The following is a 16,913-nucleotide window of genomic DNA, read 5'->3' as shown; positions in this document are numbered from 1 at the left end:
GAATCATTACAATATAATAATTGACATGATTTTACTTCGATCTCAACATGACAATCATGAAGAGCGAAAACCTTTCCATATCCGCTGACACATTCCTGCTGCCGGTCTCGCTGGCGGATATCGAGCAGGCTGCCGCGCGTATCCTCGGCCATGTAGAGCTGACGCCGTTGGTTCGCTCCGATGTCCTGTCACAACGTCCCGGCGCGCCGGTCCATCTCAAACTGGAAACCCTTCAGCCGGTTGGCGCTTTCAAGCTGCGCGGCGCGATGAATGCGATCCTGTCGCTTGACGACGAGGCGCGCAGGCGTGGCCTCGTTACCGCCTCGACGGGCAATCATGGCCGCGCTGTCGCCTTTGCCGGGCGCAAACTCGGCATCCCGGCCACGGTCTGCATGTCGTCGCTCGTCCCGGCAAACAAGGTCGAAGCCATCCGTGCCCTCGGCGCTGATATTCGCATCGTCGGCACATCGCAGGACGACGCGCAGGAGGAAGTTGAGCGCCTGACAGGCAGCCACGGCCTGACGTCGATCCCGCCCTTTGATGATGTGAATGTCGTGGCCGGTCAGGGTACGATCGGCCTCGAAATTGTCGAGGACATGCCTGATCTGGAAACCATCCTCATTCCCCTCTCCGGTGGCGGTCTGGCGGGCGGCATCGCCGTGGCCATCAAAGCCCTGAAGCCGCAGGCCCGCATCATCGGTATTTCCATGGAGCGCGGCGCGGCCATGCATGCATCGGTCTCGGCCGGCAGGCCTGTCTCCGTGCGGGAGGAGGAAACACTGGCGGATTCGCTGGGTGGTGGCATCGGGCTGGAAAACCGCGTGACTTTTGCACTCTGCCGCGCGCTGCTTCACGAGATCGTGCTGGTTTCCGAAGCCGAGATTGCTGCCGGGATCTGCCATGCGGCACGCGAAGAAGGTTTGATCGTGGAAGGAGCCGGCGCGGTTGGTTTTGCTGCGATCCTGTCGGGCAAGATCAAAATCACCGGCCCCACCGCCCTTATCGTATCCGGCGGCAATATCGACCCGGCCATTCACAAGACGATCGTCGAGGGAGCTGTCGCATGAGCCGCATCACCATCCTGACCGAAAACGACCTTCGCGCCATCGTCAAGCTCGATCTGTCTTCCATCGACTGTGTCGAACGGGCCTTTGCGGCACTGGCCACCGAAGCCGTCGCCATGCCGCCGATCCTGCGCCTCGACATTCCAGAGTTCCGCGGCGAAGTGGATGTAAAGACGGCTTACGTGCCCGGCTTTGAAGGTTTCGCCATCAAGGTCAGCCCCGGATTCTTCGATAATCCGAAGCTTGGCCTGCCGAGCCTCAACGGCCTGATGATCCTCTTCAGTGCGAAAACGGGACTGGTGGAGGCGCTGCTTCTCGACAATGGTTATCTCACCGATGTTCGCACCGCCGCAGCCGGCGCGGTCACTGCGCGCCACCTGTCGCGCGAGGATGCCTCCACCGCCACGATTTTCGGCGCAGGCATGCAGACACGGTTGCAGCTGGAAGCCCTGATGCTGGTGCGCCCGATAAGATCAGCCCGGATATGGGCAAGAAACCATGACAGGGCGCAGAAACTCGCCGGCGATTTCTCCCGCGAACACGGCATCGAGGTTACCGCCATACCCGACCCGCGTGACGCAATACGAGGCGCGGACATCATCATCACCACAACACCTTCCGAAAAGCCGATCCTCTTTGCCGACTGGCTGGAACCGGGCCAGCATCTGACCGCGATGGGATCGGACGCCGAACACAAGAACGAGATTGATCCCGGCGTCTTTGCCCAGGCGACCTATGTCGCAGACCGTCTGACCCAGACCCGCATTCTCGGCGAGCTGCACCATGCCATCGCCGCAGGGCGTGTCATGCCGGATCAGCAATTCGCCGAGCTTGGGGCCATCATCGCCGGCAAGGCGCAGGGAAGAGTGGGCGGCGACCAAATAACCTTTGCCGACCTGACCGGCACCGGCGTGCAGGACACCGCCATCGCCAATCTCGCCTTCACCCGCGCACGGGAAGCCAATAGCGGCCAAATCATCGAAAACAGTGTGAAAATGGGAGACGCAGCGTGAGCATAACGCTGAACTTTACGCGCGAGGAATATGCCGCGCGCCTGTCCAAAACCCGCAAATCCATGGAAAAGGCCGGCATCGATCTTCTTGTGGTCACCGACCCGTCCAACATGCACTGGCTGACCGGTTATGACGGCTGGTCCTTTTATGTGCATCAATGTGTGCTCGTGCCACCGGATGGCGAGCCGATCTGGTATGGCCGAAAACAGGACGCCAATGGCGCAAAGCGCACGGCCTACCTCGCCCATGACAATATTATCGGTTATCCCGATCATTACGTTCAATCGACCGAACGGCACCCCATGGATCTGCTGTCGCAGATCATCGAAGACCGGGGCTGGTCCGGCCTCACCGTCGGCGTCGAGATGGATAACTACTATTTCTCCGCCGCCGCTTTTGCGTCGCTGCAGAAACATCTGCCGAACGCCCGATTCAAGGATGCGGCCGGTCTCGTGAACTGGCAGCGCGCAATCAAGAGCCCGACCGAACTCGGTTATATGCGCAATGCCGGCAAGATCGTCGAGCTGATGCACAAGCGCATCGTTGATGTCGTCGAACCCGGTATGCGCAAATGCGACCTCGTTGCCGAGATTTACGATGCCGGCATTCGCGGCACCGCCGAATTCGGTGGTGACTATCCCGCCATTGTTCCGCTGCTGCCGTCCGGAGCCGACGCTTCCGCGCCGCATCTGACATGGGACGACAAACCCATGCGCCTGGGAGAAGGGACATTCTTCGAGATTGCCGGCGCCTACAGGCGTTACCATTGCCCGCTGTCGCGCACCGTTTTTCTCGGCAAGCCGACACAGGCGTTTCTCGATGCGGAAAAAGCAACACTCGAAGGCATGGAAGCCGGACTTTCGGCAGCGAAGCCGGGCAATACCTGCGAAGACATCGCCAATGCCTTTTTCGCCGTGCTCAAAAAATACGGGATCATCAAGGACAACCGTACCGGCTATCCGATCGGCCTGTCCTATCCGCCTGACTGGGGCGAGCGCACCATGAGCCTGCGGCCCGGCGACCGCACCGAGCTGAAACCCGGCATGACGTTCCATTTCATGACGGGTCTGTGGCTTGAGGACATGGGGCTGGAAATCACCGAAAGCATCGCGATCACCGAAACGGGCGTCGAGTGCCTGTCGAATGTGCCGCGGCAACTCTTCGTGAAGGGCTGAGATGATGTTGAGCACCGCTCCTCGCCCCTCACCGATCACGCCCTCCGTCGATTTCGACGCGAAAGGCGTGCAGCACGGTCATTTGCGGCTACCCTATAGCCGCGATGACAGCGCCTGGGGTTCGGTGATGATACCGATCTGCATCATCGCCAATGGCGACGGGCCAACGGCACTTCTGACCGGCGGCAATCACGGCGACGAGTATGAGGGGCCGGCAGCACTTTTCGAGCTTGCCCATACGCTTGATCCGGCTGAGGTAAGCGGCCGCATCATCATCGTGCCGGCGCTCAACTATCCCGCCTTTCGCGCGGGCACACGGACGTCGCCAATCGATCGGGGAAACCTGAACCGCAGCTTTCCCGGCCGGCCTGATGGAACGGTGACGGAGAAGATCGCCGATTACGTGACCCGCCATCTGATACCGCTTGCGGATATTGTTCTCGATTTCCATTCCGGCGGCAGGACACTCGACTTCCTGCCCTATGCCGCCGCTCACGAATTGCCCGACAAGGTGCAGGAGACCCGTTGTTTTGAGGCGGTGGCGGCCTTTGCTGCGCCCTATTCGATGAAGATGCTGGAAATCGATGCCGTCGGCATGCTCGATACGACGGTCGAGGAACTCGGCAAGGTTTTTGTCACGACCGAACTGGGCGGTGCCGGCACGGCGAGCGCAAGATCGATCGACATCGCCCGGAAAGGCAGCCTCAATCTGCTGCGTCACGCCGGCATACTGGCCGGTTCGCCGGATGTTCAACCAAGCCGCTGGCTGGACATGCCCTCCAGCAATTGCTTCATTTTTGCCGAAGATGACGGGCTCGTCGCCTTTGTCCGCGATCTGGGAGACGCGGTCACGGCAGGTGAAATCATCGCCCGGGTCTATCCGGTTGGAAAAACCGGCCTCGCGCCAGTCGACTACCGCGCATCCATCGGTGGCGTGCTTGCGGCGCGCCACGTTCCTGGCCTGATCAAGGCCGGCGACTGCCTTTCCGTCATCGCCACGGTAACGGAGAACACATAGTCAAACGAACCCCCGTGAGATCCGAAAACGGACCACGCAACCCAACCAGAGGAGTAATACCATGCACATTACCAAAATCGCCGGGCTTTCCGCCCTTGCCCTTGCCATCGGCATGACATCGGCCAGCGCCTTGACCTTAGAGGAGGTCAAGAGCCAGGGATATATTCGTGCCGCCACGGCAAACGAAGTGCCCTATTCCTACATGCAGCCCGACGGCACATCTGCCGGGATCGGCCCTGATGTGGCCAATGCGGTTCTGAAATCGATGGGTATCGAGGAGGTCAACTGGACGGTGACGCCGTTTGGCACGCTGATCCCCGGCCTTAAGGCCCGTCGCTTCGATTTTGCGGCGGCAGAACAGAACATCTCGCCCGAACGCTGCAAGCAGGTCTCCTTCACCGAGCCGAATTCTTCCTACGGCGAAGGCCTGCTGGTGAAGAAGGGCAATCCGAAGAAGCTGACAACCTATGCCGATATCGCCAAGGATCCATCCTTGAAGGTGGCCGTCGTCTCGGGCGCCAACAATGTCGATTTCCTGCGGGCCGTCGGCGTCAAGGACGAGCAGATCGTCTTCATTCCGGCCAATGCCGATGCGATCCCCACCGTACAGAGCCGCGCGGATGCCTATGCGGCCACGGAGCTCACCGTCTCCGAACTCGCCAAAAATCAGGCCAATGTCGAGCAGGTCAAGCCGTTCGTAGATCCGGTTGTGAAGGATGCGCCGGTGCGCAATTATGGCGGCTTCGCCTTCCGCCCCGAGGACAAGGAGTTGCGTGACGCATTTGACGCCGCTCTGATCGAATTCCGCAAGACGGATGACTACAAGAAAATCCTGTCCAAATACGGTCTGTCCGAACAGAGTATCGCGGCAGCGGCCGAAAAGAAGGTCGCCGATCTCTGCGCCGGAAAATAACGCTCATCGGCGCCCGGTTTTCGCCGGGCGCCGCTCGTCAGGAACTTGGGAAAACTCCAGATGGACATGACCGCCTACCTGCCAATGTTGTGGCAAGGTGCCGTCGTCACCATGACGATTACGCTCGCAGCGCTCGTTGTCGGCACGCTGCTCGCCTTTTTCTTTGGGATTTTGCGTGTCGAAGGCGGACCGATCCTGTCAAAGGTCGCGCTTTGTTATACGGAGGTGTTTCGCGGCACCTCGCTGCTGGTTCAGCTCTTCTGGTTCTATTACGCGCTGCCGCTCGTTGGGCTGAGCTTTGATCCGATCACCACAGGTATTCTGGTGCTCGCCGCCCATGCCGGCGGTTATGGCGCGGAGATCGTGCGCGGTGCGCTGTCCTCCGTTTCCGTGCAGCAGCTGGAAGCGGCCCGCGCGCTGAACTTTACGCGGATGCAGACGCTGTTTCGCATCTCGCTGCCGCAGGCAATCGTCGAGATGATGCCGGCATTCGGCAATCTGGCGATAGAAACGCTGAAGCTTTCTTCGCTCGTGTCGCTGATCTCGATTGCCGACCTGACATTCGCGGCGCAGTCGATCCGCAACCTGACGCTGGATAGCACCAGTATCTATTCGATCACGCTGCTCTGTTATTTCGCGATGTCCCTGATCCTGATGGTCATCATCCGGGTGATCGAACATTTCGTCAGGCGCGGCAACGTCTTTCCGCGCACCCGCCATTCGTAAGGATATCTTCTCATGATGTATGGTTACGAATGGGACACCACCACCTGGCTCACCTATACAACATCGATCCTGCCCATCATCCTGATCGGCCTGACGGTGACGTTGAAGGCGGCAGCCGCCGGCTTCGCCATCGCGCTGGTTCTGGGGCTCGTTTTTGCACTGCTGCGCCGCAGCCGGGTCAAGATGATCTCCTGGCCGACTGCTCTGGTTGTCGAGTTCCTTCGCGATACGCCACTGCTGGTGCAGCTGTTCTTCCTTTATTACGTGCTTCCGGAGTTCGGCATCGTACTGCCCGCCTTCCTGACCGGCGCGCTGGCGCTCGGCCTGCAATATGCGGCCTATACCTCCGAGGTCTATCGCGGCGGCATCGAGGCGGTGCATCACGGCCAGTGGGAAGCTGCGACCGCGCTCAATCTGACACAGATGCAGACCTATCGGGATATCATCATTCCTCAGGCCATCCCGCGCATCGTGCCGGCGATGGGCAACTACCTTGTCGCCATGATCAAGGAAACGCCGGTCCTTTCCGTCGTCACGGTTCTGGAGATGATGGGGCTTGCCAACATGATCGGCGAGCGCACCTTCGAATATCTGGTACCGCTGACGCTTGTCGGCCTGATCTTCCTTCTTCTGACAATAATCTGCTCGGCAGGCCTCAGCCGCCTGCAAAGGGCGCTACCAAAAGCAGGAATACCCTTGCGATGACCAACACCACCAATCAGCCGCTGATCGAATTTTGCGATGTCACGAAGCGCTTCGGCATTCTGACGGTTCTCGACCAGTTCAATTTCAGCGTGGCAAGGGGGGAAAAAGTTACGCTTATCGGCCCTTCCGGTTCCGGCAAATCAACGGTTCTGCGCATTCTCATGACGCTGGAACCGTTCCAGGAGGGCAAGCTTACCCTTGCCGATATCTCCTATCATGAGCAGGGCGGCAAAGGCCCCTTTCAGGCTTCGGAGAAACACCTTCGCCAGATCCGCAATCACGTCGGCATGGTCTTTCAGAGCTTCAACCTCTTTCCGCATATGACGGTGCTTCGCAACATCGTGGAAGCGCCGGTGCGGGTGCTGGGCATTGCCCGCGCAGAGGCGGAAGCGCGTGCAATCGAATTGCTGAAGATGGTCGGGCTGGCCGACAAGAAGGATCATTTTCCGGTGCAGCTTTCCGGCGGTCAGCAGCAGCGTGTCGCCATTGCCCGCTCGCTTGCCATGCGCCCGCGTGTCCTGCTTTTTGATGAGCCGACCTCGGCGCTTGACCCGCAGCTGGTGGGTGAAGTGCTGTCAGTCATCCGTGATCTGGCGAATGAGCACGATCTGACGATGCTGCTTGTTACCCACGAAATGCGCTTTGCCCGCGAAGTGTCGGACCGCGTCTGTTTCTTCGACAAAGGCCGTATCTGCGAACAGGGCACACCCGAGGAAATTTTCGGCGGACCGAAGGAAGAGCGGACCCGCGAATTTCTGTCATCGGTTTTGCGGTAAAGCGACATCGAAGCCAAGGCACGCCATCATCGTTTAAAGCGACCGCGTGCGTTGCCTTGATGTCTTGACGTGATCGATCAGCGCCCGGAGCTTGGGCGCCAGATTACGCCTGCTCGGATAATAGAGGTAGAAGCCGGGGAAATATGGTGAGTAGTCCTCAAGCAGCGGCACCAGCTCGCCGCGATCGATCCAACTGCGGAATGTATCTTCGATGCCGAAGGTGATCCCTGCTCCCGCCACCGCCATGCGGATCATGAGTGCCATGTCGTTGGTGGTGATCTCCGGCGCTACCGCGACACTGAATTCGCGCCCGGCCTCCGCAAACTCCCAGCGATAGGGTGCGCTACGCGGAGCCGGCCGCCAGCCAATGCAGCGGTGATGCGCCAGTTCCTTCGGGTGCGCGGGCTTGCTGCTACCCTTGAGATAATCAGGCGAACAGACCGCCAGCTGCCGCACATCCCCGGATATCGGCACGATGATCATGTCCTCATCGATAACCTCGCCCAGCCGCACGGCCGCGTCATAACCTTCGGCAACAATATCGAACTCCTCATCCGTCACCACGACATCGAGGTGAACGTCCGGATAGGCGGCCGTGAAGCCTGCGAGAAGCGGCCCGGACAGGAAGCTTTCGGCAATGGAGGAGACGGTGAGCCGCAACAGCCCGTTCGGCCTTTCGCGCAATTCGCCGGCCTGTTCCAGCGCCGCCGACATTTCGGCTATGGCCGGAGCGATATTGGCATAAAGCCCCTCACCCGCCTCGGTAAGACTGACGCTGCGGGTGGTGCGCCACACCAGCGCCAGACCGAGCATTTCTTCCAGCCGCCGGATCGTCTGGCTGACGGCGGAACGTGACACTCCCATGCGGTCGGCAGCGGCACGGAAACTCTTCAGTTCCGCCACCAGCACAAAGACCGAGAGAGCATTCAGATCAGGAGACATTGGTTAGCTGTTCTTACCACTATGGAAACTAATAGGTATCTTATCTCAACAATGCTGCCTGTCTATCTTTCAAACAACCGCAAATCGAGCGGTGGTTTTAAACAGGAAGGACAAGAACGATGGACAAGGTTATTCTCATCACGGGGGCCTCCAGCGGCATTGGCGCGGGTATCGCGCGTGAGCTCGGCAAGGCTGGCGCAAAACTCATGCTCGGCGCCCGCCGCACGGAGCGGCTGGAAGAACTCGCAAAGGAGATCCGGGAAGCGGGCAACGGCCAGGTGGCGGTCAGCCGGCTTGATGTCACCAACCGTGCCGACGTTGCCGACTTCGCGGACAAGGCCCGCGAAACCTTCGGCCGGGTCGACGTCATGATCAACAATGCCGGCGTCATGCCGCTTTCCCTGATGGCCTCGATGAAGGTCGACGAATGGGACCGCATGGTGGACGTCAACATCAAGGGCGTGCTGCACGGCATCGCGGCCGTGCTGCCGGAAATGACGTCGCGCGGTTCCGGCCACATCATCAATATCGCCTCCATCGGGGCGCTGTCGGTGGTGCCCACCGCCGCCGTCTACTGCGCGACGAAATTCGCCGTCAGGGCAATTTCGGACGGGTTGCGGCAGGAACGGCCGGACCTGCGCGTCACCTGCATTCATCCCGGTGTAGTGGAAAGCGAACTGGCGGAAACGATCACCGATCCGGCAGCCGCCGAGGCCATGAAAGCCTACCGCGCCATTGCGCTGAAGCCCGACGCCATCGGTCGCGCGGTGCGTTTCGCCATCGAACAGCCCGATGACGTCGATCTGAACGAGATCGTCATTCGCCCAACGGCTGCCGCCTGAGGAGGAGACAGATGAGACAGATGAAACACATGACAATACCGGTTGCCGCTGCATTGGCCATGCTTACGGGAACAGAAACCCGCGCAGGTTCTACTCCGCCGCAGGCTCATCCTTATGTCGGAATGTGGGTGACAGGCGACGGCCATATTCGCCAGGAGCTTTTGACCAACGGGCGTTATGACGAAGCCCGCGGCGACCGCAAAAGCGCCTATCAGGGCCGTTACGTTGTGACCGGCAATCACATCGATTACTGGGACGATACCGGCTTTACCGCGGATGGAACGTTCATAGATGATGTCCTCCACCATGGCGGCATGATCTTTTACCGGGAGCGGTGAGGTGCAATTAAAACGATGGATCGCGCCCGCCCGCGATCCATCACCAGCAGACACTTGCGGCACCATCCTGGTCGATGTGGCTGGCTTGCAGCTGCGGCTGGCAAGGCAGTTTCCAGAGGAATATTTCACGGCAATTCGGCCCGCGCGAACTCAATCCGCCGGGGTGGCCAGAACCTCTCCTTCCCTGTTCTGTACGACGCTTGCGGCCGATGCCGGCTGAGGATCAACATCGGGCAGAGGTGGGGTGAGCAGCCATGCGGCTGGATATTCTTTCCGAAAGTGCCGGGAGTTATAGCGAACATGGGTTCCGGCCGTGTGGCGGCGCGTGCCGAGCATAGCCTCTTTTGACAGGACTGCGCCTTTGATTTCGTAGAGTTTTCGTTCGTCATCAAGGGCAATCGTCGCATCGGAGAGATCGAAATCATCGACGTGAACGGTCTGACCTTGCGGCGTGTCGAGAACCCATCTGTCGGAATCGACGAAGCCGTCGATATAGACATTGCCCGCGGAAGCGCGCAGGGACGTGCCTTCCGGCAGGGTGATCCCATCAACGACATTGCCATCGGCAAGAATGCATCTGCTGAAGGCGGATATGCTGCCATCGGGCCGCAGATCAAATTCCACCGGCTGGGTAGCATCGCAGAGCCAACCGCTCTGGGTGGTTACGCCAATGCCGCTTATCCGCATGTTGTCTGGGGTAAAGCCGACGGTTTCGAAGTTCTCGTTGGTTTTTACCGCGATATAGCGAACGATCTCGACGGCGTCGATATCTGCAACGCGCACGGGATGCGGAAACACGGCGCGGGTGAAGGCGTCCCTGGTATTGGCAATGGACAGCTCGAGTTTCGTGCCTTTGGGCATATCGATCTGGCCAAGCCGGGTTGGCTCAAGCAATTCCGGCCGATAGCTTGCCACCCGCCCCCTGTCATAGGCCCGCATCTGGATATAAAAATCACCGGTTTTCCATAGGGTGAAGGCTGCGATGGCGGTCACCAGCCCATAGGGCAGCAGCATCGGGCGTTTCCAGCGGCCGCAGACATATCGAATAAGCAGCGCCAGCGTCCAGACGGCCCAGACAAAGGTCGCGGCGAGAAGGAAGGCGACGAGAAGCAGCGCTTCGACGGACGGGAGTGCGACAGGGATCATGTGAACCAATAGCCTTGGGCGGATCGTTTCCGATCCTCAGATTCCCCAGCCTTAGCCCACGAATGGTGGTTTGTTCAACTTGCCGATGGACTGGCCGCGTCGGTCATCAGCCTGTTTTTTTGGTGAGAGACCCAGGCGCCGCCGATAACCGGCGCCTGGTCAACACGCTTTTGCGGACATCAGCCGCCGAGGACGAAACGGGAAAATGCCAGGGAGTTCCGGGCGTCCTCGTCCATTCTGGCGATGTCGGCGCCATTGCTCAGATCACGCCACACCTTGATATCAGAACCGATGGTGCCGCCGGTCTTGACGAACGGCTCCATGACGACGGCGCCGGTGTAATTGATATCGCGAAGCGCGAGGCCGATTTCCTGCCAGGGCATCCTGCCTTTGCCCGGAACACGGCGATTGCTCTCGCCGGTGTGGAAGTGACCCAGCAGCGGGCCGGCCGTGCGGATGGCTTCGCCGAAACTGTCTTCCTCGATGTTCATGTGGAAGGTATCGAGCATGACCTTCACATTGGTCTTCCCGACATCCTTGACGAAGGCGACGCCTTCGGCCGCCGTGTTGAGCACGTGGTTTTCAAAGCGGTTGAGGACTTCGATGCACAGGTTGATGCCGAGATCATTGGCGAAATCCGCAATGCCGTGAATGCCCTCGACACCACGTGCATAATCGCCCGGCTTGTCGACCGGCTGCGAGTAGTCGATCGGCCAATAGGAATGCAGAGCGCCGCCGATGGTGCGGATGTCGAGCTTGGCGACATTGGTAAGCGTCCGCTCAAAAAACGCCTTGCCCGCTGCGCGCACGGCCGCATCTTCCGACGACAGGTTCTTTGATTTCGACGGGCCGATGCCGGCGGTGAGGATGATGCCGTTATCCTTCGCGCTCTGCTTGATGGCAGCGAGTTCGGCGTCGCTGTATTCGTTGATATGATGGGCGGCGACTTCGATGATATCAAAACCGAGTTTGGCGACCTTTTCTATATAGGGGCCGAACTTGGCGCTCCACTCATGTTCCCAGTAAGAATAATAGATGCCGTGTTTCATGGGGATTTCTTTCGCTTCTGTTTCACTTGGTTGGGATATGGGCGCACGCGGTCGTTCGGGGCGTCTCAGGAAGCGGCCGCGCTTCCCGGATTGCCGATGCGAAGATCGGGTTCGGTGCTCGTCGAGATGATGAAACGGCCGTTCGGGAGATCGTTCTCCTCGACCTTCCGGTTGATCTCGTCCTCGGAAAGACCGAAGCCCAGCCAGCGGTTTCTCAGCCGGGCGCGCAGATCGTCCTCGCCGACATCGACAAAAACCGTCAGATCGAAGATCGGTTTGAGACGGTTCCACGGCGACTGGCCGGCGAGGAGATAATTGCCTTCACAGACGATGATATCGACGGATTGCGGGATCAGCCGGCCGCCTGCGCGGGCGATTTCAATCGCCCGGTCAAAGACCGGAACGGCAACGACATCATCCCCATTGGCCTTGAGACGCTCGAGCATCTGCCGCAACCCGTGGGCATCGAAGGTATCGATGGCGCCCTTGAACGGTCGGCGGTTCATCTCCTCGAGCACCGCATCGTCATAGTGATAACCATCCATCGGGAAAAGCGCGGCGGACTGGCCTCCACCTGCGTTCAACACATCCACCACACCTTCGGCAATGGTCGATTTTCCCGATCCCGGAGCGCCGGCAATCGCGATCATCACGCGTCGGCCTTTGGCCCGGTCGAAGCGTTCGAGAGCCAGGCCCGCAATCTTACGGGCGTTGTTGTCAATTGTGCTCAAGGTGGTCCTCGCCCCGATAATGATTGCGGTCAGAAAATCCGGTACTGGCTTGCCTTGTCGCGCAGGAAGGCCAGCCCCTTGTCGAGGACCTCGTCTGCGCCTGAAGCGACCGGCCGCCAGGTGGAAATCGCACCCGCCATCTCCTCCGGCATCGCGGCAAAACTTTCGAGCGTCAGCACGCCCTTGAAGCGGATGGCTGCGAGTGCGGCAAACACCGCGTCCCAGGCAACATTGCCGAAACCCGGCGTGCCGCGGTCACTTTCCGACATATGCATGTATTTCAGATGGTTACGAGCAGCGATGATGCCATTGGCGATGCCCTTCTCCTCCATGTTCATATGGAAGGTATCGAGATGGACAAAGACGTTGTCGGCACCGATACGCTCAACCAACGCCACGGCCTGCTCAGCTGAGTTGACCAGATGGTTTTCATACCGGTTGACGGCCTCGATCCCGAATTGCAGGCCAAGCGTCTTCGCATGGCCGGCAGCCTGGCATAGTGCCCGTGTCAGATTGTCGTATTCGGCCTGCGTCGGCGGGAAACCCGTGCGCTCGCTGGTGCCGCCATAGGTCACGCCGGTCAGCGCTTCCGCCCCCATTTCAGCGGCCTTGTCCAGCGCGGCCTTCAAATGGGCGACGGCTGCTTCCGGGCGAACGGAGGCCCAGGCGGGCTCCGGCAGGACCAGCGAGCAGGCAGCCCGCAGACCGTATTTCTCCAGCATGGCGCGGGTATGCGCCGTATCGACGGATGGGAGATCGACAAGCGGAATCTCGATGAAGTCCTGCCCATAATCCGCGGCACCGGCAATGGCCCGCCTGGCGCTTTCATGATCCCAGTTGAGGGACCACATCATTGCGTGAACACCGAAGCCTTGCACGTCATACCTTCTTTCTGAGAGATGCGAAGTAACCTGAAAACAGGCCACGCGCCGCCATGACGACAATCATCAGCACCCCCCACAGCGCCGTTGCCAGATGCTGGTTGGCGCCGAGAAGGTTGAGCCCGGACGACAGGAGCTGCAGAACGATCAGCGCAACAAAGACGGGCAGCACACGGCCGAATCCACCGAATGGATTGATGCCGCCGAGGAAGGCCGCCAGCACCGTGATCAGCAGGTAGGATTCACCGTGTCCGACACGCACCGAGTTGAAACGGGCAAGCATGATGATGCCGGCAACGGCACACATGAGACCCGAGAGCGTGTAGACGAGCACCTGGATCTTGCGGGTATTGAGACCGGAATAACGCGCCGCCTCGATATTGGAGCCGATCATCAGCAGACCGAAACCGAGCTTCGTGCGGGTGAGGAGCACATGCCACAGCCCGACGCAGGCGATGAAGATCAGCAGCGGGATGGGCAGCCCGAAAAGCGTGCCGTGGCCAAGCGGCGCCATATAGGCAGGAAAACCGGAAACATCACCGCCACGCGTCAGGAACTCCCCGAGCCCGCGCAGGAAAATCATCATCGACAGGGTGACGAGGATCGGGTGCGCGCGGGTATAGGCAATCGCCGCGCCGGTCATGGCGCCGGCAGCACCACCCGTGGCAAGGGCGGCAAGGCAGGCGAGCAGGAAGGCGCTCGGCGGTGCGTCCACGCCGCCATGGGCCTGCAGCACCCAGGCTGCCGCCAGCCCCGACAGATTGGCGGCGAAAGTGACGGAAAGATTGATCCCGCCGGTCAGCAATGGCAGCAGCATCGCCAGTGTGAGCAGACCGAGCTCCGGCAGTTGGAAGGCGACCGAACCGAATGTGGCGAGCGACAGGAAATTATCCGCCAGCGTCCCGAAGATGAGCATGACCGCGACAAAGGCAATCACCGGCCCGGCCATGTCGGCACCGAAAATCGCGTTGAATTTCCGAACGAAGCTGCTCATCGCTGCGCACTCCCCTTTTTAGCGGAGGTCCGCAAGGCTGCCGGCAGCAGCTTGTCGAACCGGGTGGAGGAAAGCGTTATTGCAATGAGAATGATGGCGCCGACGATCATCTTGAATGCAAAGGGAGACACGCCCATCAGGTTGAGACCGTTCTGGGTGATGGACACCATCAACACACCAAGCACGCAGCCGATGACCGAACCCTTGCCGCCGCCAAGCCGCGCGCCGCCAAGCACGGTGGCAGCAAGAACATCCAGCTCGCGGCCATAAAGCGCGTTGGGCACGACCTCCTGCGCGTAATGCGCCTGCATGAGCCCGGCAATGCCCGCCATCAGGCCGAGCCAGCCAAAGGAAATATAATGCATGGCGCCGATATTGATGCCAAAGCGGCGTGCGCCTTCCGGATTGTCACCGAAAGCATAAAGTTTGCGGCCGACCGTGGTGCGAGAAATCATGAACCAGGTAGCGAAGCAGCAGAGGATCATGACCACGACCGGCAGCGTCAACTCGACCCAGGAGCCATCCGGCATCTCACGTTCGTAAAACACCACGCGCGTCGAAAGCCATTCCGGCAGATCGTAGATCGACACGCCCTTGGTGAAGAACATCAGCAGGCCGAAGAAGATGTTGAAGGTGGAAATGGTCGCGACAATGGAAATGATATTGAGCCGCCAGACCAGAAAGGCGTTGACGAAGCCGAGACCAAGGCCAACGGCGCCGGCAATGATGAAACCTTCGGCCCAGTTGCCGCCACCCAGCGCATTAAGCGCCAGCACCGTGACATATTGCACGACGGAAGCGGCAACGGCGAAAGAGATATCGATACCACCCGAGATCAGCACGACAAGCAGGCCGACCGCAAAGATGATGTTGACCGCCGAGACATTCAGCACATCGAAGGCGTTGGAGATGGTTAGGAAACGATCGGTGCCAAAGGACAGGCCCGTGCAAAGCAGCACCATGACCACAAGCAGCGTGAATTCGGTCGTATGTCCGAGGATGAGCCTACGCATAGATGGCGGACTCCAGTTCGGTAAGCGACACATGTCGCGGATCATGGGTGGCGTGGAACCGGCCTTCGACCATGTGGATGATCCTGTCTGTGTTGAAATAGACTTCCGGCGGTTCATCGGAAATGACGATGATCGAAAGGCCTTCGGCGGCCAGCTTGCGAACGATTTCGAAGATGCCCGCGCGCGCACCGACATCGACACCCACGGTCGGCGCATCCAGAATGAGGATTTTCGGGCCGATCGCCAGCCACTTGGCAATGGCGACACGCTGCTGGTTTCCGCCCGAAAGCGTGCGGATCGGGTCTTCCGGCAGGCCGATCTTGACGCCGAGCGCTGAAATCCAGCGGGAAACCACATCCGCCTTTTTCGATGACGAGATAAGGCCGCCCGTCAGCAGCCGGTCGAGTGAGGCCATGACGAGATTATCGGCAATCGACTGGGGCTGATTGAGACCAAGCGCAAGCCGGTCTTCGGAAAGATAGGCGACGCCGGCCCGGATCGCATCCCTGTTGGAGTGGAAATTCACCTTCTTCCCGTCGATCAGAATTTCACCCGATTGCGGCCGATGCATGCCGAAAAGGGTCAAGGCCAGTTCCGTGCGTCCGGCTCCCAGCAGTCCGGTGATCCCCAGCGTTTCGCCCTGCCGTAAATCGAAAGAAACATCTTCAAACTCACCCGCACGCGTGAGCCCGCGCACGGAGAGAACAACGGGCTTGTCATCGTGATCGGCAGCGATGACGGCGCTGTCGAAATTGCGGCCGGTCATCAGTTCGGTCACGCGTGACTGGGTCATGCCTTCAACCGGGAAGACACCGACAAGCGACCCGTCGCGCAGCACGGTGATGCGGTCTGAAATCTCAAGCACTTCCGCCAGCCGGTGGGAGACGAACACAACCGCGACGCCGGAGGCGGAGAGATTGCGGACGATGTCGATCAGATAGTCCGTTTCCGATTGCGTCAGCGACGCGGTCGGCTCGTCCATGAAAACGAGGCGCGCTTCCCCGACCAGTGCACGGGCAATCGCCACGATCTGACGCTGGGCAATCGGCAGTTCCTTCAGCGGCCGGTGGAGGTCGATCTCGACGCCGAGCCGGGCCAAGGCCTTCTCGGCCGCTTTTGCGATCGCGCCTTTGTCGACCAGCCCGTATCTGCCGTTCACCGCGTACTGAAAGCCGATATTTTCCGCCACCGACATTTCATCAAACAGCGCCAGATCCTGCCAGATCACCTGAATGCCAAGCGCTTGCGCAAGCGTCGGGGTCATCGCAGCTATCGACTTGCCGTCGAAATACAGTTCCGCATCGTTTTCGGGCGTATAAACGCCTGTGATGACCTTGATCAGTGTGCTTTTGCCACAGCCGTTTTCGCCGGCAAGGCAATGCACTTCACCGGGATTGACCTCGAAAGAAACGCCTTTCAGGGCGCGCACGCCGCCGAAAGTGACTTTGACATTCTTGAGGGACAGGAGCGGTTCTGCGCTCATGATAGCGTATCTCTCCTTTCGCCGCGAAAGCATCGCAGACGTGGCGCTCGGCATGTTTTCCTGAATGGGCGTCGCGCGGGGTTTTTTAACCCCCGCCCCCCGCC

The 16,913-nt window shown here is 59.8% G+C and carries 18 protein-coding genes; 10 read left to right on the top strand and 8 right to left on the bottom strand.

Annotated elements, in window-relative coordinates; translation table 11 throughout:
• Positions 1-47: 47 nt before the first annotated feature.
• The 8 genes from eutB to ehuA all read left to right on the top strand — a co-directional run bounded on the left by eutB (position 48) and on the right by ehuA (position 7,390).
• Positions 48-1,067 (top strand): hydroxyectoine utilization dehydratase EutB, encoded by a 1,020-nt coding sequence (eutB, locus tag FCH38_RS22185; protein WP_174375185.1) that lies wholly within the window; start codon positions 48-50, stop codon positions 1,065-1,067.
• A complete protein-coding gene (gene eutC / locus FCH38_RS22180) occupies positions 1,064-2,077 on the top strand; it encodes an ectoine utilization protein EutC (RefSeq protein WP_174375184.1) in 1,014 nt (337 codons plus the stop codon). Before eutB ends, eutC begins: the two co-directional genes overlap by 4 nt.
• Positions 2,074-3,252 (top strand): ectoine hydrolase DoeA, encoded by a 1,179-nt coding sequence (gene doeA / locus FCH38_RS22175; RefSeq protein WP_174375183.1) that lies wholly within the window; start codon positions 2,074-2,076, stop codon positions 3,250-3,252. Before eutC ends, doeA begins: the two co-directional genes overlap by 4 nt.
• Before the next feature lie 4 nt (positions 3,253-3,256).
• On the top strand, positions 3,257-4,270 hold the full coding sequence (doeB, locus tag FCH38_RS22170) for a N(2)-acetyl-L-2,4-diaminobutanoate deacetylase DoeB (RefSeq protein ID WP_174375228.1): 1,014 nt from the start codon (positions 3,257-3,259) through the stop codon (positions 4,268-4,270).
• 61 nt (positions 4,271-4,331) lie between these two features.
• Positions 4,332-5,183, top strand: coding sequence for an ectoine/hydroxyectoine ABC transporter substrate-binding protein EhuB (gene ehuB / locus FCH38_RS22165; RefSeq protein WP_153516120.1), 852 nt, complete (start codon positions 4,332-4,334; stop codon positions 5,181-5,183).
• Between the two features lie 60 nt (positions 5,184-5,243).
• On the top strand, positions 5,244-5,909 hold the full coding sequence (gene ehuC, locus FCH38_RS22160) for an ectoine/hydroxyectoine ABC transporter permease subunit EhuC (RefSeq protein WP_149901070.1): 666 nt from the start codon (positions 5,244-5,246) through the stop codon (positions 5,907-5,909).
• Between the two features lie 12 nt (positions 5,910-5,921).
• Positions 5,922-6,614, top strand: coding sequence for an ectoine/hydroxyectoine ABC transporter permease subunit EhuD (ehuD, locus tag FCH38_RS22155; RefSeq protein WP_149901069.1), 693 nt, complete (start codon positions 5,922-5,924; stop codon positions 6,612-6,614).
• Complete coding sequence (gene ehuA / locus FCH38_RS22150) at positions 6,611-7,390, top strand: ectoine/hydroxyectoine ABC transporter ATP-binding protein EhuA (RefSeq protein WP_174375182.1); 780 nt, start codon at positions 6,611-6,613, stop codon at positions 7,388-7,390. The genes ehuD and ehuA overlap by 4 nt, the downstream gene beginning before the upstream one ends.
• 33 nt (positions 7,391-7,423) lie before the next feature.
• On the opposite strand, the gene FCH38_RS22145 is transcribed toward ehuA, so the two are convergent.
• Positions 7,424-8,332 carry a LysR family transcriptional regulator gene (locus FCH38_RS22145; RefSeq protein ID WP_174375181.1) on the bottom strand — a complete coding sequence of 303 codons (909 nt, stop codon included), beginning with the start codon at positions 8,330-8,332 and terminating at the stop codon, positions 7,424-7,426.
• Positions 8,333-8,451: 119 nt separating this feature from the next.
• Between FCH38_RS22145 and FCH38_RS22140 the strand changes: the two genes are divergently transcribed.
• Both FCH38_RS22140 and FCH38_RS22135 read left to right on the top strand, forming a co-directional pair.
• Entirely contained in the window at positions 8,452-9,174 is a 723-nt protein-coding gene (locus FCH38_RS22140) for an SDR family oxidoreductase (RefSeq protein WP_174375180.1), read from the top strand.
• A gap of 59 nt (positions 9,175-9,233) precedes the next feature.
• Positions 9,234-9,512 (top strand): Atu4866 domain-containing protein, encoded by a 279-nt coding sequence (locus tag FCH38_RS22135; protein WP_236776683.1) that lies wholly within the window; start codon positions 9,234-9,236, stop codon positions 9,510-9,512.
• A gap of 150 nt (positions 9,513-9,662) precedes the next feature.
• Here FCH38_RS22135 and FCH38_RS22130 read toward each other — a convergent pair whose 3' ends face one another.
• The 7 genes from FCH38_RS22130 to FCH38_RS22100 form a co-directional block, all read right to left on the bottom strand.
• The gene (locus FCH38_RS22130) at positions 9,663-10,658 is read right to left on the bottom strand and encodes a hypothetical protein (protein WP_174375179.1); all 996 of its coding nucleotides are present in this window, start codon (positions 10,656-10,658) and stop codon (positions 9,663-9,665) included.
• Positions 10,659-10,837: 179 nt separating this feature from the next.
• Positions 10,838-11,707 (bottom strand): sugar phosphate isomerase/epimerase family protein, encoded by an 870-nt coding sequence (locus FCH38_RS22125; protein WP_174375178.1) that lies wholly within the window; start codon positions 11,705-11,707, stop codon positions 10,838-10,840.
• A gap of 65 nt (positions 11,708-11,772) precedes the next feature.
• On the bottom strand, positions 11,773-12,438 hold the full coding sequence (locus FCH38_RS22120; RefSeq protein ID WP_174375177.1) for a nucleoside triphosphate hydrolase: 666 nt from the start codon (positions 12,436-12,438) through the stop codon (positions 11,773-11,775).
• 29 nt (positions 12,439-12,467) lie between these two features.
• On the bottom strand, positions 12,468-13,316 hold the full coding sequence (locus tag FCH38_RS22115; RefSeq protein WP_149901061.1) for a sugar phosphate isomerase/epimerase family protein: 849 nt from the start codon (positions 13,314-13,316) through the stop codon (positions 12,468-12,470).
• Position 13,317: 1 nt separating this feature from the next.
• Complete coding sequence (locus FCH38_RS22110) at positions 13,318-14,313, bottom strand: ABC transporter permease (RefSeq protein WP_046801277.1); 996 nt, start codon at positions 14,311-14,313, stop codon at positions 13,318-13,320.
• Entirely contained in the window at positions 14,310-15,326 is a 1,017-nt protein-coding gene (locus tag FCH38_RS22105; RefSeq protein WP_174375176.1) for an ABC transporter permease, read from the bottom strand. Before FCH38_RS22105 ends, FCH38_RS22110 begins: the two co-directional genes overlap by 4 nt.
• Positions 15,319-16,809: a sugar ABC transporter ATP-binding protein gene (locus FCH38_RS22100; protein ID WP_174375175.1), complete on the bottom strand. Its 1,491-nt coding sequence runs from the start codon at positions 16,807-16,809 to the stop codon at positions 15,319-15,321. The genes FCH38_RS22105 and FCH38_RS22100 overlap by 8 nt, the downstream gene beginning before the upstream one ends.
• Positions 16,810-16,913 lie beyond the last annotated feature (104 nt).

Origin of the sequence: Agrobacterium tumefaciens, assembly GCF_013337285.1 — a bacterium.
Classification (GTDB): domain Bacteria; phylum Pseudomonadota; class Alphaproteobacteria; order Rhizobiales; family Rhizobiaceae; genus Agrobacterium; species Agrobacterium burrii.
Note: the sequence above shows the minus strand (reverse complement) of the source record. Positions and strands in the feature narration are given on the sequence as shown.

Bases quoted from the DNA above. Each gene is read 5' to 3' on its own strand.
- FCH38_RS22110 (WP_046801277.1), bottom strand. From the start codon at position 14,313: ATGAGCAGCTTCGTTCGGAAATTCAACGCGATTTTCGGTGCCGACATG.
- FCH38_RS22100 (WP_174375175.1), bottom strand. From the start codon at position 16,809: ATGAGCGCAGAACCGCTCCTGTCCCTCAAGAATGTCAAAGTCACTTTC.
- ehuB (WP_153516120.1), top strand. From the start codon at position 4,332: ATGCACATTACCAAAATCGCCGGGCTTTCCGCCCTTGCCCTTGCCATC.
- FCH38_RS22105 (WP_174375176.1), bottom strand. From the start codon at position 15,326: ATGCGTAGGCTCATCCTCGGACATACGACCGAATTCACGCTGCTTGTG.
- eutC (WP_174375184.1), top strand. From the start codon at position 1,064: ATGAGCCGCATCACCATCCTGACCGAAAACGACCTTCGCGCCATCGTC.
- ehuC (WP_149901070.1), top strand. From the start codon at position 5,244: ATGGACATGACCGCCTACCTGCCAATGTTGTGGCAAGGTGCCGTCGTC.
- FCH38_RS22125 (WP_174375178.1), bottom strand. From the start codon at position 11,707: ATGAAACACGGCATCTATTATTCTTACTGGGAACATGAGTGGAGCGCC.
- FCH38_RS22140 (WP_174375180.1), top strand. From the start codon at position 8,452: ATGGACAAGGTTATTCTCATCACGGGGGCCTCCAGCGGCATTGGCGCG.
- doeB (WP_174375228.1), top strand. From the start codon at position 3,257: ATGTTGAGCACCGCTCCTCGCCCCTCACCGATCACGCCCTCCGTCGAT.
- FCH38_RS22135 (WP_236776683.1), top strand. From the start codon at position 9,234: ATGCTTACGGGAACAGAAACCCGCGCAGGTTCTACTCCGCCGCAGGCT.
- FCH38_RS22130 (WP_174375179.1), bottom strand. From the start codon at position 10,658: ATGATCCCTGTCGCACTCCCGTCCGTCGAAGCGCTGCTTCTCGTCGCC.
- eutB (WP_174375185.1), top strand. From the start codon at position 48: ATGACAATCATGAAGAGCGAAAACCTTTCCATATCCGCTGACACATTC.
- ehuD (WP_149901069.1), top strand. From the start codon at position 5,922: ATGATGTATGGTTACGAATGGGACACCACCACCTGGCTCACCTATACA.
- ehuA (WP_174375182.1), top strand. From the start codon at position 6,611: ATGACCAACACCACCAATCAGCCGCTGATCGAATTTTGCGATGTCACG.
- FCH38_RS22145 (WP_174375181.1), bottom strand. From the start codon at position 8,332: ATGTCTCCTGATCTGAATGCTCTCTCGGTCTTTGTGCTGGTGGCGGAA.